At 43.1% G+C, this 17048-nt stretch carries 14 protein-coding genes; 12 read left to right on the top strand and 2 right to left on the bottom strand.

Features of this window, described 5'->3' with window-relative positions; translation table 11 throughout:
* Window positions 1-47: 47 nt before the first annotated feature.
* The gene (locus PAP_RS07615; protein ID WP_048165443.1) at window positions 48-1103 is read right to left on the bottom strand and encodes a hypothetical protein; all 1056 of its coding nucleotides are present in this window, start codon (window positions 1101-1103) and stop codon (window positions 48-50) included.
* Window positions 1104-1225: 122 nt separating this feature from the next.
* Here PAP_RS07615 and PAP_RS07610 point away from each other — a divergent pair, with 122 nt between their 5' ends.
* Both PAP_RS07610 and PAP_RS07605 read left to right on the top strand, forming a co-directional pair.
* Entirely contained in the window at window positions 1226-2515 is a 1290-nt protein-coding gene (locus PAP_RS07610; protein ID WP_048165442.1) for a phenylacetate--CoA ligase family protein, read from the top strand.
* 123 nt (window positions 2516-2638) lie between these two features.
* Window positions 2639-3889 (top strand): HD domain-containing protein, encoded by a 1251-nt coding sequence (locus PAP_RS07605; protein WP_048165441.1) that lies wholly within the window; start codon window positions 2639-2641, stop codon window positions 3887-3889.
* On the opposite strand, the gene PAP_RS07600 is transcribed toward PAP_RS07605, so the two are convergent.
* Entirely contained in the window at window positions 3876-4844 is a 969-nt protein-coding gene (locus PAP_RS07600; RefSeq protein WP_048165995.1) for a transcriptional regulator, read from the bottom strand. The genes PAP_RS07605 and PAP_RS07600 overlap by 14 nt on opposite strands.
* Window positions 4845-4935: 91 nt before the next feature.
* Here PAP_RS07600 and PAP_RS07595 point away from each other — a divergent pair, with 91 nt between their 5' ends.
* From PAP_RS07595 to cas4, 10 genes are all read left to right on the top strand, one after another.
* Entirely contained in the window at window positions 4936-5481 is a 546-nt protein-coding gene (locus tag PAP_RS07595; RefSeq protein WP_048165440.1) for a GNAT family N-acetyltransferase, read from the top strand.
* Between the two features lie 32 nt (window positions 5482-5513).
* Entirely contained in the window at window positions 5514-6797 is a 1284-nt protein-coding gene (gene tiaS, locus PAP_RS07590) for a tRNA(Ile2) 2-agmatinylcytidine synthetase TiaS (RefSeq protein ID WP_048165994.1), read from the top strand.
* 80 nt (window positions 6798-6877) lie between these two features.
* The gene (locus PAP_RS07585; protein WP_144368008.1) at window positions 6878-7288 is read left to right on the top strand and encodes a hypothetical protein; all 411 of its coding nucleotides are present in this window, start codon (window positions 6878-6880) and stop codon (window positions 7286-7288) included.
* A 237-nt stretch (window positions 7289-7525) separates the two neighbouring features.
* Window positions 7526-8722, top strand: coding sequence for a molybdopterin-binding protein (locus PAP_RS07580; RefSeq protein WP_048165438.1), 1197 nt, complete (start codon window positions 7526-7528; stop codon window positions 8720-8722).
* Between the two features lie 24 nt (window positions 8723-8746).
* Window positions 8747-9385, top strand: a complete 639-nt coding sequence (locus PAP_RS07575) for a metallophosphoesterase (protein WP_048165437.1) — start codon at window positions 8747-8749, stop codon at window positions 9383-9385.
* 47 nt (window positions 9386-9432) lie between these two features.
* A complete protein-coding gene (locus PAP_RS07570; protein WP_048165436.1) occupies window positions 9433-11103 on the top strand; it encodes an ATP-binding protein in 1671 nt (556 codons plus the stop codon).
* A gap of 1 nt (window position 11104) precedes the next feature.
* Complete coding sequence (locus PAP_RS07565) at window positions 11105-12442, top strand: metallophosphoesterase family protein (protein ID WP_048165435.1); 1338 nt, start codon at window positions 11105-11107, stop codon at window positions 12440-12442.
* Between the two features lie 11 nt (window positions 12443-12453).
* Window positions 12454-15120, top strand: a complete 2667-nt coding sequence (gene rad50, locus PAP_RS07560; RefSeq protein ID WP_048165434.1) for a DNA double-strand break repair ATPase Rad50 — start codon at window positions 12454-12456, stop codon at window positions 15118-15120.
* A complete protein-coding gene (locus PAP_RS07555) occupies window positions 15107-16411 on the top strand; it encodes a DNA double-strand break repair nuclease NurA (protein WP_048165433.1) in 1305 nt (434 codons plus the stop codon). Before rad50 ends, PAP_RS07555 begins: the two co-directional genes overlap by 14 nt.
* 5 nt (window positions 16412-16416) lie before the next feature.
* Entirely contained in the window at window positions 16417-17046 is a 630-nt protein-coding gene (cas4, locus tag PAP_RS07550) for a CRISPR-associated protein Cas4 (RefSeq protein ID WP_048165432.1), read from the top strand.
* Window positions 17047-17048 lie beyond the last annotated feature (2 nt).

Raw genomic sequence — 17048 nt, 5'->3', positions numbered from 1 at the left:
TTTTCCCTCCAACTTATTACAGATTTTTATAATGCTTAACTTTTCTATTAGCCCTCTGCTCTGCTGGGATTTGCAAAGCCATCCCATTTAAAAGGATAAGTTGCTGAAACTCTCTTTATCTGCTCATTTTCTACCTTTACAACCAAAATTTCTGGTCTGGCAATAATAAGGCCTGTTTTTCCGCTTTCTCCTGGTCTTGCCAATCTATAGGTTCCTCCTTCACTTGTTAGTGGAAAGATTATTGTAAACGGATAATTTGGATAATAACGAAGCTCTTTATTTTTATAAATCCCCACTACATCCCCGAAGGCGAAATGACCATAAAAAGGTATAACTTTTGCATTCTCAAAAGTTGATTGTATCATCTCAAAAGATTCCGGAGTTATTCCAACACCGCTGATCATCAAAGTCTCTACCTCTTCTCTAACTGACTCAAAGAGGTTTAACAGCGGAGGGGCTGTTCTTATGGTATTAATTTTATCTTTCTCAAGAACCCTCTGTGTATATCTCATCAAGGGATCAAGTTTCCGTAGAACTGCTTCTAATCCTTTCTCCTTAAGTTCTTTCTTTAATCCATCTGTTTCCATTCCAATGAAATAAAGAAGTCCTTGGTATGACCAAACTAACCTACTCATCTCATCTTGATACCAACCGTAAGGACCATGAGCTAAAGCTCTCATCCTATGCTCCTCATCATACACCTTGTCAAGTGCATAAATCTTGTCCAGTGCCTTCCTTAGATAGGACACTAAAAAGTGCACATAATTATAATCCCAGTGAGCAAAACTTCTCTGTCCAGTGGTTCCTGAGGACTGATAGAACCTTAACTCTCCCTTATAATTATTGGGTAAAAAGCTCAACCAGTTTGTTCGTAAGTCGTTATCGTTAATGAAAAGCTGGGAATTAAATATATTCTCAATAACGTTTTCAAAACTTCCAGTAAAGATTTCATCTAAATTTATTTCTTTACTCTCTTTCATTGCATGCCAGTAAGGGGTATTCCTCAAATGAAACTCAAAAATTTCCCTTAAGTAGTCTTTTGTAGTTTTTTCAGCGATATCAAATGGGTCTTTGTAAATATCTCTTGCCTCCTCGTATATCATGGATAATCTTATAGTTTGTAGCTTTTTAAAAGTTTTGTATGAGTAAACGCTAAATTTGGAAGGGCTTCAATAAATTCCCAAAGCTTTAAATATTTTTTTAAAAATTCCTATGTGGTGGTTATATGTCCGGCTTGGTGATTGGAAGAGTCTCGCAGAATGATTTTGAAGATCTGAGGTACACTGCCAAGAAGGCAATTGAAACTACAAAATTTTGGAAAGAGAAATTTTCTGAGATTGATCTTGAGGATTTGACAGCAGAGACTTTGCTCTCGAAAACTGACAGTTTGTACATAACACCTAAAGATTTGTACAATGTGGAAAGTATTTGGCCAAGCTATATACTAAACCGTGAAGTGTTCCATGCAATGATGAGAACGAGTGGAACAACAGGGGAACCCAAAAGAATTCCTTTTACAAAAGACGATAAACGAAGGGTTTCAAGACAAATTGCTCCTTGGGTTACAAAATATATGGATAAAGGAGATAAAATCGCGTCGTTCTTTCCATTGTTGCCGTCATCGTCAGGAGTTTTTGCATATGGTGGATTTGAAGAACTTGGCATGAGAGTGGGATACTATCAAATACCAATTCAATATTTAATGAAACCTGATCTCCTGCTTAAAGAATTAAAAAGCATAAAACCTACCGCACTGTTTTGTTTAACAACAACTGCTTATCTCCTTGGGTTAAAGCTTCCCGAGGAAATCAGAAATGATATAAGCGTTATAGTGCTTGGAGGGGAGACATTAACAGAAGAGATGGCAAAGGCAATGCTCACATATTTTGAAAATGCAATGATAGTGGACAACTTCGGCGCATCGGAAGAAGGAGTTACAGGATACAGATTAATCACGAAAAACCGCATAGAACCTTTTAAATTCCCCGAGTCTGTTTTGATCTTGAAAGAAAGAGATGGAGAGGATGAATACAAGGAGTACTACAAACTCTACCTTACAAAGGTTATGAGAGAAGGTGAACTCACTGGATTGCCTATCTTCAATTATGATATTGGTGATTTTGCAAGAGTCGTTAACGGAGAGATAACAAGCATAATAAGGGTTAAAGATGTTATCAGTTTGGCGGGTGCAAAGCTGCACATTGATCAAGTTATGAACATTGTTTACAGATACAGCTTCTTGACAGACTTTGTCATAATATATCATCCACTATCTCCAAACAATCCAAAACCAAAGGCGATCATAAGAGTTGGTTATGTCGAAAAGTTCTCTGGGATAGAGGATGAGATTAGAAGCCTCATATATCAAGCAAACAATCCCGTTAGATATGAAGTGGAGGAGTCTAAACAAGCGGAGCTTATAATAGAAGCAGTTCCTGCAAGTGAATTGAGGAAAGACCTTCCACAAAAGCCGGGCAAGACTAAGAGAATTTACATCGTAGGTAAGGACATTTGATAGTTAACTTTTTCCTTTCTTTCAATTGCAGTGATTATTACGACAATATTAACTCGGGATAAATTGTCAAAATGCCAAAACCTATTTAAGAGCTCTGTTCTAACTTTTCTTTAGGTGAAGGTAATGGACGGAAAGATAATCCATGATCCTCTTCATGGAAGCATGAAAGTTAAAGGCCTTATCTTGGATTTGATTAAAACTCCCGAGTTCCAGAGGCTTAGAGGGATCAGACAGCTTGGAATGGCTTATCTTGTTTTCCCCGGAGCAAACCATTCACGCTTTGAGCACTCTTTGGGGACTTACTACGTAGCTAAGCGTTTGGGTGAGGAAATTGGACTAAATGAGGAAGAAAAACTTCTTCTTCAAGCTAGTGCTCTCCTCCACGACATAGGACATGGGCCGTTTTCACACACGTTTGAGCAGATCTACCAGCACTATGTGAAAGAATACGACCACATGCGCTTAGGCCAAAGCATTATCTTGGGTAACATAGATATAATAGATGGGGAAGTTGAGAGCAGGAAGCTGATACCTGAAGTTCTTGAAGAGTATGGAATAAAGCCCCAAGAAGTTGCAGCGCTCTTGTTGGGAAAGTATGAAAAGCGCTATTTAGGTCAGATGCTCCATGGTGACGTTGATGTCGACCAGCTTGACTATTTGATGAGAGACGCCCACTACACGGGTGTAGCTCACGGAATTGTGGACTTCGAGAGAATTCTAAAGACCCTTAGGATATACAACGATGAGCTTGTGGTGGACGAGAAGGGCATTGAGGCAATTGAGGGAATGATGGTAGCTCGGGCTCTCATGTACTCAAGGGTTTACTTCCACCACACTGTAAAGATAGCAGAGGGAATGCTTACAAGGGCTTTGGAATTCGCCTTGGAAGAGGGGCACCTCTGGGAGTTCTGGAAGATGAACGACTGTAGAGTTATAATCGAGCTTGAGGACTTAGAAGGCTACCCAAGCGAAATAGTTAAGCGCGTTAAGTATAGAGACCTCTTTAAAGCGGCCGTTTTGGCAAGCGCCGACGAGCTCAGTGCAGAGGAAAAGAGAGAGTTCTTAAGTGCGTATAGGAACGTCAAAAAGAGACAAGAACTTGAGAGGAGATTAGCCGATGCGGTTGGTGCTAAGGAGGGGGAGGTCATAATAGAGTTCTCAATAGCTGATTTGATGCTCAGCGAGCCCAGACTAAAGGCCACGGAGATAAATGTTCACCTACCGACTGGTGAGTTCCAACCTCTCACGAAAGTGACCCCTCTGGCAAACGCCTTAAAAAGAAGACAAACCCCTAGATGGGTGGTTTTAGTTGCTTCACCATCGAAATATGTCGAAAACGTTAAAAAAATCTGGAAGAAGGTTATCTTTGGTTAGGGATGAAGAGCTTTTTTCTTATCTCTCTTTTTAGACTTTCAATGATGTCTATAAGCTCATCGGCGTCCTTAACTTCTCTAAGGGTCTCCTTGGGGATTAGAGGCACTTCTCCAATGACCTCGGTCTTGGTCTTCTCAATTATAAACAAGCCGTCGCTGTGGATTATCTTGCTAACTTCGCTGACCATCTGCGCCCTCTTTACAGTTGTGGAGGTCTTTTTAGAGTCAATGCCCGTTAGTATCCTAACTTCATCCTCTCTTGAAACCGCATTAAAAGGAGCTTTTCTTATTTTTATCACGCCCATGCCTAGCCCCTTCAGTCTCTCAAGTATCTCCCTCTCGAGCTGATTTTCGGGTTTCACGTTGAGGTTTGCTTCGACTTTAGCAGTTAGGATATCTATGGGCTTAGCTATAGGCTCATCGAATATCTCCTCGAGCCTCAAAGCTACATCCAAACTAACGGCCTGTTCGCCCCTCTCATAGTTTTGGAGGCTTTTTCTTGAAACGCCGAGCATTCTCGCCAGTTCGCCAACGCTGTAGCCTCTCCTCTCTCTAAGCTTCCTCAAAAGCTCCCCATCCACGTTAACATAGAATCCTCCACGCTCGGCAAAGATAGCGGGAAGCTCATTTTCGACGAGCACATCGTAGAGGGTTTGTGGATTCAGCGCATAGATGCCAAAACGCTCGTAAACCACTCCCTCCTCAAGCTCGTCGTTCTTGCTCTTAATACCCACCAGCAAGGGCGTAGCTTGGAAGAACTTAGCTAAGCGCTTTAAATCATCAGCCTGCTCTTGAGTAAGGCTGTCAATGTTTTGGAGAACTTTAACAAAGAGCAGCAAAAAGAGTTTATTGCCCACTAAGTCAAAGCATGAACCTTTAAAATCCATTCTGGCGGTCTTAAACCCGGTGCCGTGGAGTATGCTCTCAACAATTCTGACCAGTCTCGCTTTCTCCATTGTCATCATTTGTAAATACGACTTGGACGTTTAAAAGTTTCTCTCCGTTAGGTTTATTACTATGGAAAGTTAGTTATATGCTGTGATAATTATGAGACGGCCGATTATATTAAGCGGTGAAAATGTATCTCTGGGTTTGCTGTTGAAAGAGGACATGCCCAAGATTTGGGAGTGGTTCAACGACAGGGATCTTAGGGAGTTCTTGATGAATCCTGAGGAGATTTTTTATCTTGAAGATGAAATGGAGTGGTACGAGAACGTTAGAAAGAATAAAGAGAAACATAAAGTCTTTACGATACTCAATGCCACAACTGCAGAACTGATGGGTGTCATTGGACTCCACAATATAGACCACAAGAATGGACACGCCGAGCTGGGCTACTTTTTATGGAAGAAGTATTGGAGAAAAGGCTACATGAGCGAGGCCGTTAAGTTAATGCTCAACTATGCTTTTGAGTATCTGAACTTGAGAAAAGTCTATGCAAGGGTTTTTGAACCTAACATTGGCTCACAGAGAGTTTTAGAGAAGAACGGCTTTAACTTAGCTGGGAAATTAAAAAAGCACGTTTATATTCCAAAATTTGGCTACGTTGATGTCCTGTATTATGAGATGTTTAGAGAGGAGTGGGAGGGATAACCTTTTAACTTCATGTCCTATTTTACGGCTTGATGATGATTCACATAGGCATCGACGACACGGACTCCCCAAATGGCATGTGCACAACTTATGTGGGCGCTTTGCTCTATAGAGAAATCTCCCGCTTAGCTCACCCTATAGACCTTCCCCGCTTGATTAGGCTTAATCCAAATGTACCCTACAAAACTAGGGGCAACGGCGCCGTTGCAATGAGCTTTGAAGCTGATGAGAAGGATATTTCTAGGATTAAAGAGCTCGTTTTGGATATGGTTAAGTCGTTATCTGATTTTTCTCATGAAAACACAAATCCTGGAGTAGTCTTCTTAGAGGGCGAAGTTCCAAAGGAGCTCACCGAGTTTACTTATAAAGCAATTTGGGAGCATGTGAGCATAGAGGAGGCTGAGAAAGCAGCTAAGGAAGTCGGCGCCGAGGTTCACAAGTTCAAGATCGGGCGCGGTATAATAGGGGCATTAGCTTCAATTGGGCACCCACTTGATAGATTTACTTATGAGTTATTGGCATACCGCGGGAGGGAGCTCTGGGGGACAAAGAGGCGCGTAAATAAGGAGAGCGTCTTTGAGATGGATAAACGCTTTTACCCCCTCACCTACGACAACGTGGATTGGGAAAAGGGGAGCGTTTTGATAACGCCGCACGGCAAAGACCCGGTTTTAGTTGGAATTAGAGGAATTGATGAGAAAAAGGTGCTCTCAGCGTTTGAGCGTATAATCTTCGAGGAGCCTGTGGAGTTTTTCCAAGTTTTTAAGACGAACCAAAACACAGACGACCACTTAAGGTTCAGGCGCATTGGTGAGCTTAAACCTCTCGAAAGTGCTGTCGTTAAGGGGAAAGTTGTCAAGGATTGGTGGGAAAAGGGAAGGCACGTCTTCTTTGAGCTTGCCGATGAGACGGGGAAGATTAGGGTAGCCGCTTTCGAGCCGACTAAGGGGTTTAGGCGCTATGTGAGAGAGCTTATTGAAGGCGACGAGATTATCGCTGCTGGAGGGGTTAAGGAGTTTGAAGGCGTTTTGACGCTCAACCTTGAGAAGTTCTATCCCGCGAAGCTCGCCAAAAAAGTTGAGTACAAAAAGCCCAAGTGCCCCAAGTGCGGAGGAACGATGAAGAGCAAAGGAGATTACTTGAAGTGCAAAAAGTGCGGCCATAAGATGCCAAAAACGCTAATCCCCATCGAAGTGCCCCGTGAGCTTAAGCAAAAGATATATGAAGTTCCTCCAGATGCGAGAAGGCACTTATCGAGGCCTTTGGTTTTACCTTTGGGTGAGGAGAGGATTTTAGAAATCCTCAAAAAGAGCTGAGCTTGCAGTAATGTCATGATAAAGTAAATCATGAAGTCATCAACGAACCCCTTTTATACTCTCCCACCAAATCTCTATTGGTGAATAAATTGGGAAACATCAAAAAGAGCATCTCGCTCTTTGCAATAATCCTCATGATAGCTTCAACATTAGGCTACGCTGGATTTTCTTACTTTGCGTCATCAAAGGAGAGAGTTTACAGCAGTGAGCAGGTTCTAAATCCAAGGAGTGCTGTTTACTACGAGCTTTTGAGCGAATCTCACCTTTCAGGAACCATAGAAAGCTCGGCCCCAATAAGTGTCTACATCTTCAATGGGGAAGAGCTCCAAAAGCTTAAATCGGGTGAAACAGGAACACCCTACAAGGCTTGGGAGAACACAAAAAGCGTGGTGCTTGAGGCGACCATCCCTAAGGGGGACTACTACCTCGTAATCCTCAACCCGGGCTATGAATCCGTTTATGTGAAAGTGAGTCTCACAAATGAACGGTGAATCAAATCCTTTTATGGCTTTTAAACCAATTCTAAAACCGGTGGAAGCGTGGAATATTCCAATGAGGCTTTTGATCTCATAAATGGATTCAACAGCTTCAAAGAGGTCAGCTTTTTGAAATAACCTCTCTTTTTGTGTCCACGGAGAAAAAACAATACTTTTTTGATACTGTTAAACAGCTTTACTTAACTCCAATAACTTTATTTAGCTTTTTTCGTAAGTTATTTGGGTGGTAGCATGGGGTTCTTGAAAGTAGTTCCTCTCGAGGAAGCGCTAAAGGTAATCGATTCCTTCGGTTTAAAGCCTCAAATAGAGGAAATTCCTTTAGAAGAAGCTCTTGGGCGAGTCTTGGCTGAAGACGTAAAGGCACCAATAGACGTGCCCCCATTTGATAGGGCGACAGTTGATGGGTATGCCCTCTTAAGTAAAGACACTTGGAAAGCCAGCGAGAGCGAGCCCGTGCGCTTGGAGATTGTAGGTCAAATAAATGCGGGTGACGTTCCCACAATCGAGCTCAAAGAAGGCCAAGCCGTCGGAATATCAACAGGTGCTCCGCTTCCAAAGGGCGCCGATGCCGTTGCAATGCTTGAGGAGGTTGATGTTGAGGGAGACGAACTGATAGTTTACAAGCCTTACTATCCCCAGGCAGGCGTTATGAAGGCTGGAAGCGACATAGTAAAGGGTAAAGAGGTTTTAAAGGCCTCAAAGAAGCTCACCTTCAAGGATACGGCACTCCTGTCAGCCCTTGGATTTGAAAAAGTCAAAGTTTTCAAAAAGCCGAAAGTGGCGGTGATAAGCACGGGCAACGAGATAATACTCCCTGGAGATGAACTTGGAGTAGGAAAGATTTACGACATAAACGGAAGAGCAATCACCGATGCGATAAGGGAGCTCGGCGCGGAAGCGTACTTTTTAGGCATAGCGAAAGACGATGAGGCGAGCTTAAAGGAGAAGATTTTTGAGGGGCTTAAGTACGATATGGTCATACTCTCAGGAGGGGCTTCCGCAGGTGTTAGGGACTTGACGAGCTCTATAATTGAAGCTCATGGTGAGGTTTTCATCCACGGCATAGCGATTCAGCCGGGGAAGCCCACAATAATCGGCCAAATCCAAGGAAAGCCCGTATTTGGCCTCCCTGGTTATCCAACCTCATGCCTCACAAACTTCACGCTATTGGTGGCGCCGCTCTTGAGAAAGCTCTTAGGACTCAAGGGCGAGCACAGGAAAGTGCAAAAGAAGCTCGCCTTTAAAGTGTTCTCCGTTAAAGGAAGGCGCCAGTTTTTGCCTGTTAAGATTGAAGGCGAAGAGGCTGTTCCAATACTAAAAGGCAGCGGCGCAGTGACGAGCTTCGTTGATGCCGATGGATTTATAGAGGTTCCCGAAACAGTAGAAATTCTCGAAGAAGGCGAAGAGGTTGAGGTCTTCCTCTTTTGAATTTAACTTTTTGGAGGTGAGGGTATGAGGATTGTAGCGGTAACTGATCTCCACGGAAGAGCGGGTAAGGCTAGGGAGTTTGTTGAAGAGCTTAAAGGCTTTGACTTCGATTTGCTCCTGATAGGAGGGGACATAACGCACTTTGGTGGACGTGAGCAAGCTGAGCGGTTATTAACCATATTGGAAGAACTTGGAAAGCCAATTCTCGCTGTCATGGGCAACTGTGACGGGAGGGACGTTTTGGAGCTCTTTGAAGAGAAAGGGATTAACATTCACGATAAAAGGGTTGAGTTTAAAGGCCTTGGAATAGTGGGCTTCGGCGGCTCAAATATAACACCGTTCTCGACTATATGGGAGTTCGATGATGGGCATATAAGGGATAGCGTGGAGAGAAACTACCGTGAGGGCGATATACTTCTAATCCACGCCCCTCCATACGGCACGAAAGTCGATAAAACCTATACAGGGGTTCATGTAGGAAGTAAAGCCTTGAAGCACTTCATCGAAGAAAAGCAACCGCCCCTTGTTATCTGCGGTCACATACACGAGGCGAGAGGAGTTGATGAAATTGGTAAAACGCTCATTGTAAACCCCGGGCCGCTCTCTAGGGGGCACTACGCCATAATCGATGTGGGAGATAGGATTAGCATAGAGCTGAGATAGCGCAAGCTTTTTATTCATTTAGTTAGTAAATATTTGAAGGTGGGAAAATGGAGGACAAAGTTGGCATAGTCTATGGAGAATCCAGCACAGACTACTTCACATTTATAGTTGATCCAAAGAACATGCCCAATTTTGGAGAGTTTGTTGTGGTTAAAAATAGGAACGGTGAAGAGGTATTAGCTGTCGTTAAGAGTGTGAAAAACATCAACTGGCTTATGAGTGCGGGAAGAGGGAGCTACGACTACATAGAAAAGACAGTTACAATTTTTTCTAAGGGTGTTTTGGATAAGAGCGAGTCGATAATAGCAAGCGCCAAGGTTTTAGGGGTTCTAAAAACCAAAGAGGACATTGAGAGTGGGGATTTTGAATTTAGGCAGATACCAAATAGAGTCCCAATAAAGCCCGGAGAAGTTGTTAAACTTGCAGATAATGATGATTTGAAGAAGATTTTCTCAAATGGGCACATTAGGATAGGAAGGCTCTTGGCTAGAGCTGATGTTGAAGTTGGGCTGGATGTGGATAGGCTCGTCTCTAGGCACTTTGCCGTCTTAGCTGTTACGGGAGCAGGAAAGTCCAATACAATAGCAGTTCTAACAAAAGAAATTATTGACAAGACGAGGGGGACTATAGTCATTTTAGACCCTCATGGGGAGTACTCATCCCTAACTTGGAAAAACGCTAGAGTAAACCCCATAAAGGCCACGATAGACCCCTCTAAAATCACTATCAGCGAGTTTGCAACTCTTTTAGGGATAGCGGAGAATGCCTCACTCCAGAGGCGCTTTTTGAGCTTAGCTTACCACACAGTTAAATGGGAGGCTAAAAACCAAGCTAAAGTGCTGGGTGGGCTGTCATTTGTAGAGGCTCTCGAAGACCAAATTGAAGAGTGGATAAGGACTTATGAGAATAAATCAAAAGGAGAAGAAGCTTTTATTGATTATTATGACTCACAGGGAAGGGTTCTCCAAAGAAAGATACAGGCGAGAGACTTGGATTCACTGATTAGGATAAAAGACTACCTCCAAGAGCTTAAAGCAAACTTTGGTGAGTTCATAAAGCTTGGAAACGTTCTATCCGAGATAGTCCCAGGAATGGCAAACATCATAGACCTGAGCGGTATGGAAGAGGATCAAATGATTGCTTTAGCTTCCTATCTCCTTAGGGGAGTTCTAAAATACCGCGTCCAGTATATGAAGGCCCTTAGGACGAACGATGCTGCTACACTAAAAATGATAAGAGAAAAGTTCCCTGCTCTGACAAAGCCCCTCCTCTTGGTCATAGAGGAAGCCCACATATTCGCTCCTAGAGGTGAAAAGACGCAAGCATCCCACTGGTTAGGCAAAATAGCTAGAGAAGGAAGAAAGTTCGGTATAGGACTTGGAATTGTTTCACAAAGGCCCAAAAAGCTCGACGATGATATTTTAAGCCAGACGAACACAAAGATAATCCTCCGCTTGGTTGAGCCCCATGACCAAAAATACGTCCAGCAGGCGAGCGAGCAGATAAGTGAGGATTTACTTATGGACATAGCTTCCTTGGGAATAGGTGAAGCAGTTATAGTCGGCTACGCCATTTCTCTTCCCGCTATGGTCAAGATATACAGCTTTAAAGATGAGTTCAAGGGCTACTACGGCGGCGGTGACATAGATATTGTTAAGGAATGGAGCGAAGGTGAAGAAAGAGAGGATTTTGATTTAGCAGACTTTGCTGGTGAGTGAGATGAAGTTTGCCCACATAGCTGACGTTCACTTGGGTAGAGAGCAGTTTCAGCAGCCTTTTAGATATAGAGACTACGTAGAGGTATTTAGAAAATCCATGGAGATTTCAATAAGGGAAGGCGTTGACTTTATACTCCTCTCAGGCGATTTTTTCCACGTCAGCAAGCCTTCGCCCAAAGCCATAAGAGACGCTGTTGAGATTTTGAGCCTCGCAAAGAAAAAGGATATCCCAGTATTTGCCATAGAGGGAAACCATGACAAAACGATAAGGGATACTTCGATTTACGACCTTTTAGAGCACTTAGGGTTGATTTATACGCTTGGCATTAAGAAGTCGCCACGTGAAAGCGAGTTTCAAAAGAGCATGAAAAAAGGCAGTATTTACTTAGTTCATGGCACAGTTGGAGATTTGAAAATTTATGGACTAAGGCACCACAGCAGATGGCAGCTGATAAGCAAAGATGGGCTTAGTAAGATTAAACACATATTCAGAGGCGAGAAAAACGCTATTTTAATGCTTCATCAAGCTATAGACTACCTCGCCGAAGGAACGCCTTATCAAAATGCCTTTGACTTAAAGCTGAGTGAACTCCCGGATGGTTTTGAGTACTATGCTTTGGGGCACATACACATGAGGAAGGAGCTCGAGCACGGAAAGAGCGGTTTCAGCGGTGATATAATTTACCCAGGCTCTCTTGAAAGGACGGAGATTAGAGAGGCTAGCCATAGGATAATCTACGACAAAAGGCTGAAATTGGAGAACCTAACGAGAAGAGAGGAAGAGCTCGGCCCCAACGCAAAGGGGTTTTACATAGTGGAGGACTTTGAGCCCCAATTTATTGAGATAGAGACGAGGCCATTTTACAACATCACCGTAAGAGGAAACTCTAAGGAAGAGCTTAAGAGAAAGCTTGCGGACATTAGGGACTACGTTGAGAGAGACAGCATAGCTTTAGTAACTCTCGAAGGAACTGTGAGAGGGGGAGTGCATGTAAGTGAGTTTTATCCCCTCTTAGACGACTGGGGCTTAGCATACTACAGCTTCAACAACAGAGTGACGTCTGAGGCTGTGCTAATTGATAGGGAGATTAAAGAAGAGGAATTCTTCACGGCCTTTGAGAGAGAGCTATTCTCTCAGCTGGCTGTGGAACCAAAGGAGTTTCTAAAGGAATTGGACAGCTTTTTGGAATGGCTCTTGGAGAGGTACGAACCTAAGAGAGAAGAAAAGAGGGAAATGATAGAAGTGCAGAGCAAAAAAGCTCCCAAAGCTCAAAAAGTTGAGAAAAATGTGAAGAAAAAAGCTGTTGGGAAGCTTGATGCCTGGATTAAGGTCAAATAGCGGTGGTAATCATGAGGATTAGAGCACTCGCCATAAAGGATTTTAGGGCTCATGAAAAGTCTTACGTGGAATTTAACGATGGTATAAACTTAGTAATTGGACAAAACGGTTCTGGAAAGAGCTCTATTCTTGAGGCCATATTTGCCTCGTTCTACCTCGGCCATGGGAGCTTCCCGAGGGGATATAAGAAAGTTAACACCAGGGTGGACTCCAAGTCTGGCTTTGAGCTTACATTAAAATTTGAACATGGGGGAAAGATGTATGAAATTGTGAGAAAGTCCCTTGGAGAGAGCTATCTTAAAGAAAATGGCAGCATAATTGCGGACAAAGACAGCGATATAGCGAGATGGGTGGAGCGCTATTTGTATCCAATCCATGTTTATAGAAATGCCCTCTATATCAGACAGGGAGAGATTGAGAGCATTTTAACGGATGAAGATGTGAGAGAGAAGGTTTTGAGGAAAGTCCTTGGAATTGAGGACTACGAAAACGCCGAGAAAAATGCTCAAGAGGTTATAAGAGAGCTGAGGAGAGAGAAAGAACACTTGGAGGGCGTCATACTGGGAGCGGGAGATGTAAAATCTCAAATAGAAGACGCTGAAAGAAAGCTCAAGGAAGTATTTAAATCTATCAATGAGCTTAGACTTTTGGAAGGAGAACTTAAGGAGAAGTTCAAAGCAGTATCCTCCAGATACTCCCAGCTTAAAAACACTAAAGAACTTCTCGAAGAACTTGAAAGAGAGGAGATCAGGAAAGAAGGAGAGCTCAACGAGATAAAAGAGTCCATAACCCATCTCGAAGAGAGAATAAAAGAGCTCCAACAAGAGATCCAAGACCTCAAGGGGAAAGAGAAGAGGCTTAAGGAGATTGAGTGGGTTAACAAGAGATATCCCAAACTCAAATCTGTTCTATCTAAAAAAGATGACCTTCACAAGGCCAAAATTGAGATGTCTCGTCTAGAACAAAAGCTTAAGAATATTGGGGAGCAGATTGAGGAGCTTAAAGAAAAGGAGAAAGAGCTCCAGATAAAGAGAGAGGAATATACCAAAGCAATTAAAACATACAACGAGTTAAAACGCTCCGTTGAGCAGTATGAGAAGGCCATGCAGCTTTTAGCTCAGAAAGAAAGGCATGAGATGGAACTTAAAAAAGAGGGATACACTAAAGAAAAGCTTCTCAGCGAGATTGAAGGGGTCAACAAAGCTAAAGAAAAGGCAAAGGAAGTTGATGAAGAAATAATTAAGATAAGAGAAGAAATCAGCGGCTTAAACAAGCTTGAGCACAGCTTAAGACAAAACCTCTCAAAGCTTGAAGGAGCGAAGGAGTGTCCACTGTGTAAGAGGCCTATGGAAGAGCACGATGAAGAGGAAATAATGCGTGAGTATAGAGAGGAGTTCGCACAGATTGAGAAAAGGAGAAAAGAACTCAAAGAAAAACTAAAAGAGCTCACTGAAGAGAAGAAACAACTCGAAAGTATCAAGGCAACTGAAGGAAAGCTTCTAAAGCTCCAAAAAACACTCGAACTTCTCGAAGAAGTTGAAAAAGAGCTGAAAGGCTACGACGTTGAAAAGCTAAAGAAAAAAGCTGATGAATTCGAAGAGGTCAAGAGAAAGGCCATTGAACTCAAGAAGGAGATGACCAGCATTAACAGAGAGCTCGAAAAGCTGGAAAAGCTTATGATGGAAAAAGAGAGAGCTGAAAATGAGATGAAGGCTCTGAATGCGAGAGTAAACCGGATATTGAATGAGCTCTCTAAAGAGGGCTTCTCGTCATTTGAAGATGTTGAGGAGGAGCTTGAACGGATTGACCCCATTTACAGAGAGTATCTTCAACTAAAGGGCATTCCTTCTGAACTGAGCTTAAAGGAAAAGAGAAAGAGAATCCTCGAGGAGAAAATGGGGCTGAAGATTAAGGGACTGGAAAAGCTCAAAAAAGAGCTCCAAGAGATTAAAGCAAAAGTTCAAAAGCTTAAAAAAGAGTTCTCAAAGGAAGAGTTTGAGAGAGTTGAAAATGAGTACTTGAATCTCTCAAACAAAGTTGCCAGCATTAAAGCAGAAATTGAGGGCCAGGAAAGACTTAAAGAAGAAGTAACAAAACGTTTAGAAGGTTTAAGGAAGCAGCTTGAGGAGGTTAAGAGCGCTCAAGCAAAGATAAAGGCAGTAGAAAAGGTCATGGCCGATATGAAAGTGCTGAGAGAGAAGTTAATCAAATTCAAGGCTGAAGCGGAACGCAGGGGACTTGAGGAAGTTGAAAAAGTTGCGAGCGAGTTGTTCTCGGAAATGACGGAAAGGAAGTACCAGGGCATTAAGATAATCCGCGAGAAGAGGTATGGTAAGGAGAGGATTAGGATAGCAGTTTTATACCAAGGTGAAGAGCAGGGCATTGATTTTTTAAGTGGAGGCGAGAGGATAGCTCTCGGTCTTTCATTTAGGTTGGCACTGTCGCTCTACAAAGTCAGAAACCTCGAGCTCCTCATTTTGGACGAGCCGACGCCTTTCTTAGACGAAGAGAGAAGAAAGAAGCTCATAGACATAATAACGCAGCACTTGAGGAAAATACCGCAGGTTATAATAGTGTCTCATGACGAGGAGCTTAAAGATGCAGCGGATTACGTGATTAGGGTTTCGTTAGTTGGTGGAAAGAGCAGGGTAGAGGTGGAGAGTCTTGCCGCGTATTAGCGAGAGCCACTTGAAGGAGGTCAGGAAGTACCTCGACTCACAGCTCGATAAGATAAAGCTCCTAAAGGAGCTCGTGGCAAAGGAGTACCGTTGGCAAGATTTCCCACAGCCAAAGAAGGTCAATGTTTACGCAGTTGATGGCAGCAGGATGATAAAGCGCTTAAGTGGAGCTATAGTTTATGCAGTCTCTTCGGTTGCGATAGGTAAGGATTTACTGCAATGGCACGAAATAGGGTTAGTCTCTCCTTATAAGCATGTGGATGAGAGGATTAGACTTCACATGCAGACCCTTGAAAATAGAATCGGCGCGATGACGAGGGAGATCAAGGGAGCGGAGCTCATTTTGATGGACGGAACTTTAAGTGGCTCAATAGCAAGGCCTCCTGCTTATGTGGATACTACAATCAAGGAAATCTACAAAGAAAATAAGATAGAAATGATGGACTTGGTCAGGGCTTTTTTAGATATGCTTGATGATGAATGGACACAATGGAAAAAGGATTTAGAAGCAGAAGGGCTGATTAACTACTCTACAGTAATAGCACGGAAAAATGATATCTTTGATTTAATAAAAGAGCGCAGTTTGGATGCTGAATTTGTGGATGGAATTAAAGAGAACCCATCGTACAGTGAGGATGTAATAATCTTTCTTGAATATCTCGAATATTTGCACTCTCTCGACAGGCTTTTTGCTGGGAATGTGGCATCCATAGCAAAGACGTTCTACACAGATGACTTGGTGAAATCCGCCATTGAAAAGCAGTCAGCAAACGGCACGGGGGATAACAGGACTACAAAGAACAAGCCTGCTCCCATGCTTGATGTTCCAATAATCGACGCAATTTCAAAAGAAAGAGGATACATACGGTTTAACTACTCTAAATCGCGAAAATGGTCTCTTCCGGAGGTTATAAAAGAAGTTGCAGAAAAACATGGCCATCTAAAAAATATAGTGTCGTTATTTTCAGAGAGGGAAATCTACGAGAGGGGAAAAATAAAAAAGGTGACGGTCTTAAACATACAGCCGTTCTATGTTAGATTTGTTAATGGGGGCGTGATATATCTCCTTGAAATCCCAAAGCTCGGGAAAAATAAGGAGTTAGAGATGCTCTCTTACCTGTTGTCTGCAGCGGAAGACGAATATGTAATCCCTCTCGAATACGCGCACCATACCGTAGTTATTAAAAAGCAGGAGTTCGATACCTATGTGGATTCTCTCATAAGTGCCCTCGTTGGCGAGGATGAAAAGTACCTCAGCTTCCTCAGATACGGTAGAGAACCCTTGGAGTGAGTAAAATGGCCGATGAGCTATTGGAGTTTTACGCGAGTGAGGCTTTGATGTGCCCTCGAAGGATATACTATCGCCTCAAAGGCTACCCGCAGAGGTGGCCGATAAATGTTAAAATTAGGCTTGAGCAGGGGGTTAGAATTCACAACCTCTTGGGGAACATACTCAAAAAGCGCTTCAATTACGAGCTTGAGAAGCACATGGTTCTTAAAGCTCCGCGCTTGGGCTTTGAAATCCACGGGAGGATAGATGCATTTAAAGGCCACCCAATCGAAATCAAAGGAAAGACGAGTGTGCCAAGAGAACCATATGACTACCACTTGGCCCAGCTCAACATATACATGCGCTGGGCAAATGCAGAGTGGGGCTACTTGTATTACGTCAGGTTGGGCAATGAGAAGGAGCGCTTAAGGAAGATAGACTTCTCGCGCTTCCCGCTCGTTGAAGGTGTAGGCTTCAGGGCTTTTGAAATCCCCTACGATAAAAAGCTCTTCCACGAGACGCTCAGGCAGTTCTACAAAATTAAAAAGCACTACGAAAAGGACAAGCCCCCTAAGGGGTGGGACAACTTCATGTGTAAATACTGCCCCTACCGCTACCTGTGTCAGCCGGAGGACTATGCAGACGGCTTCTTTTGATG

This window comes from Palaeococcus pacificus DY20341 (assembly GCF_000725425.1).
Taxonomy (GTDB): Archaea; Methanobacteriota_B; Thermococci; order Thermococcales; family Thermococcaceae; genus Palaeococcus; species Palaeococcus pacificus.
The sequence above is the reverse complement of the archived record's forward strand: the minus strand, read 5'-3'. Positions and strand labels throughout refer to the sequence as shown.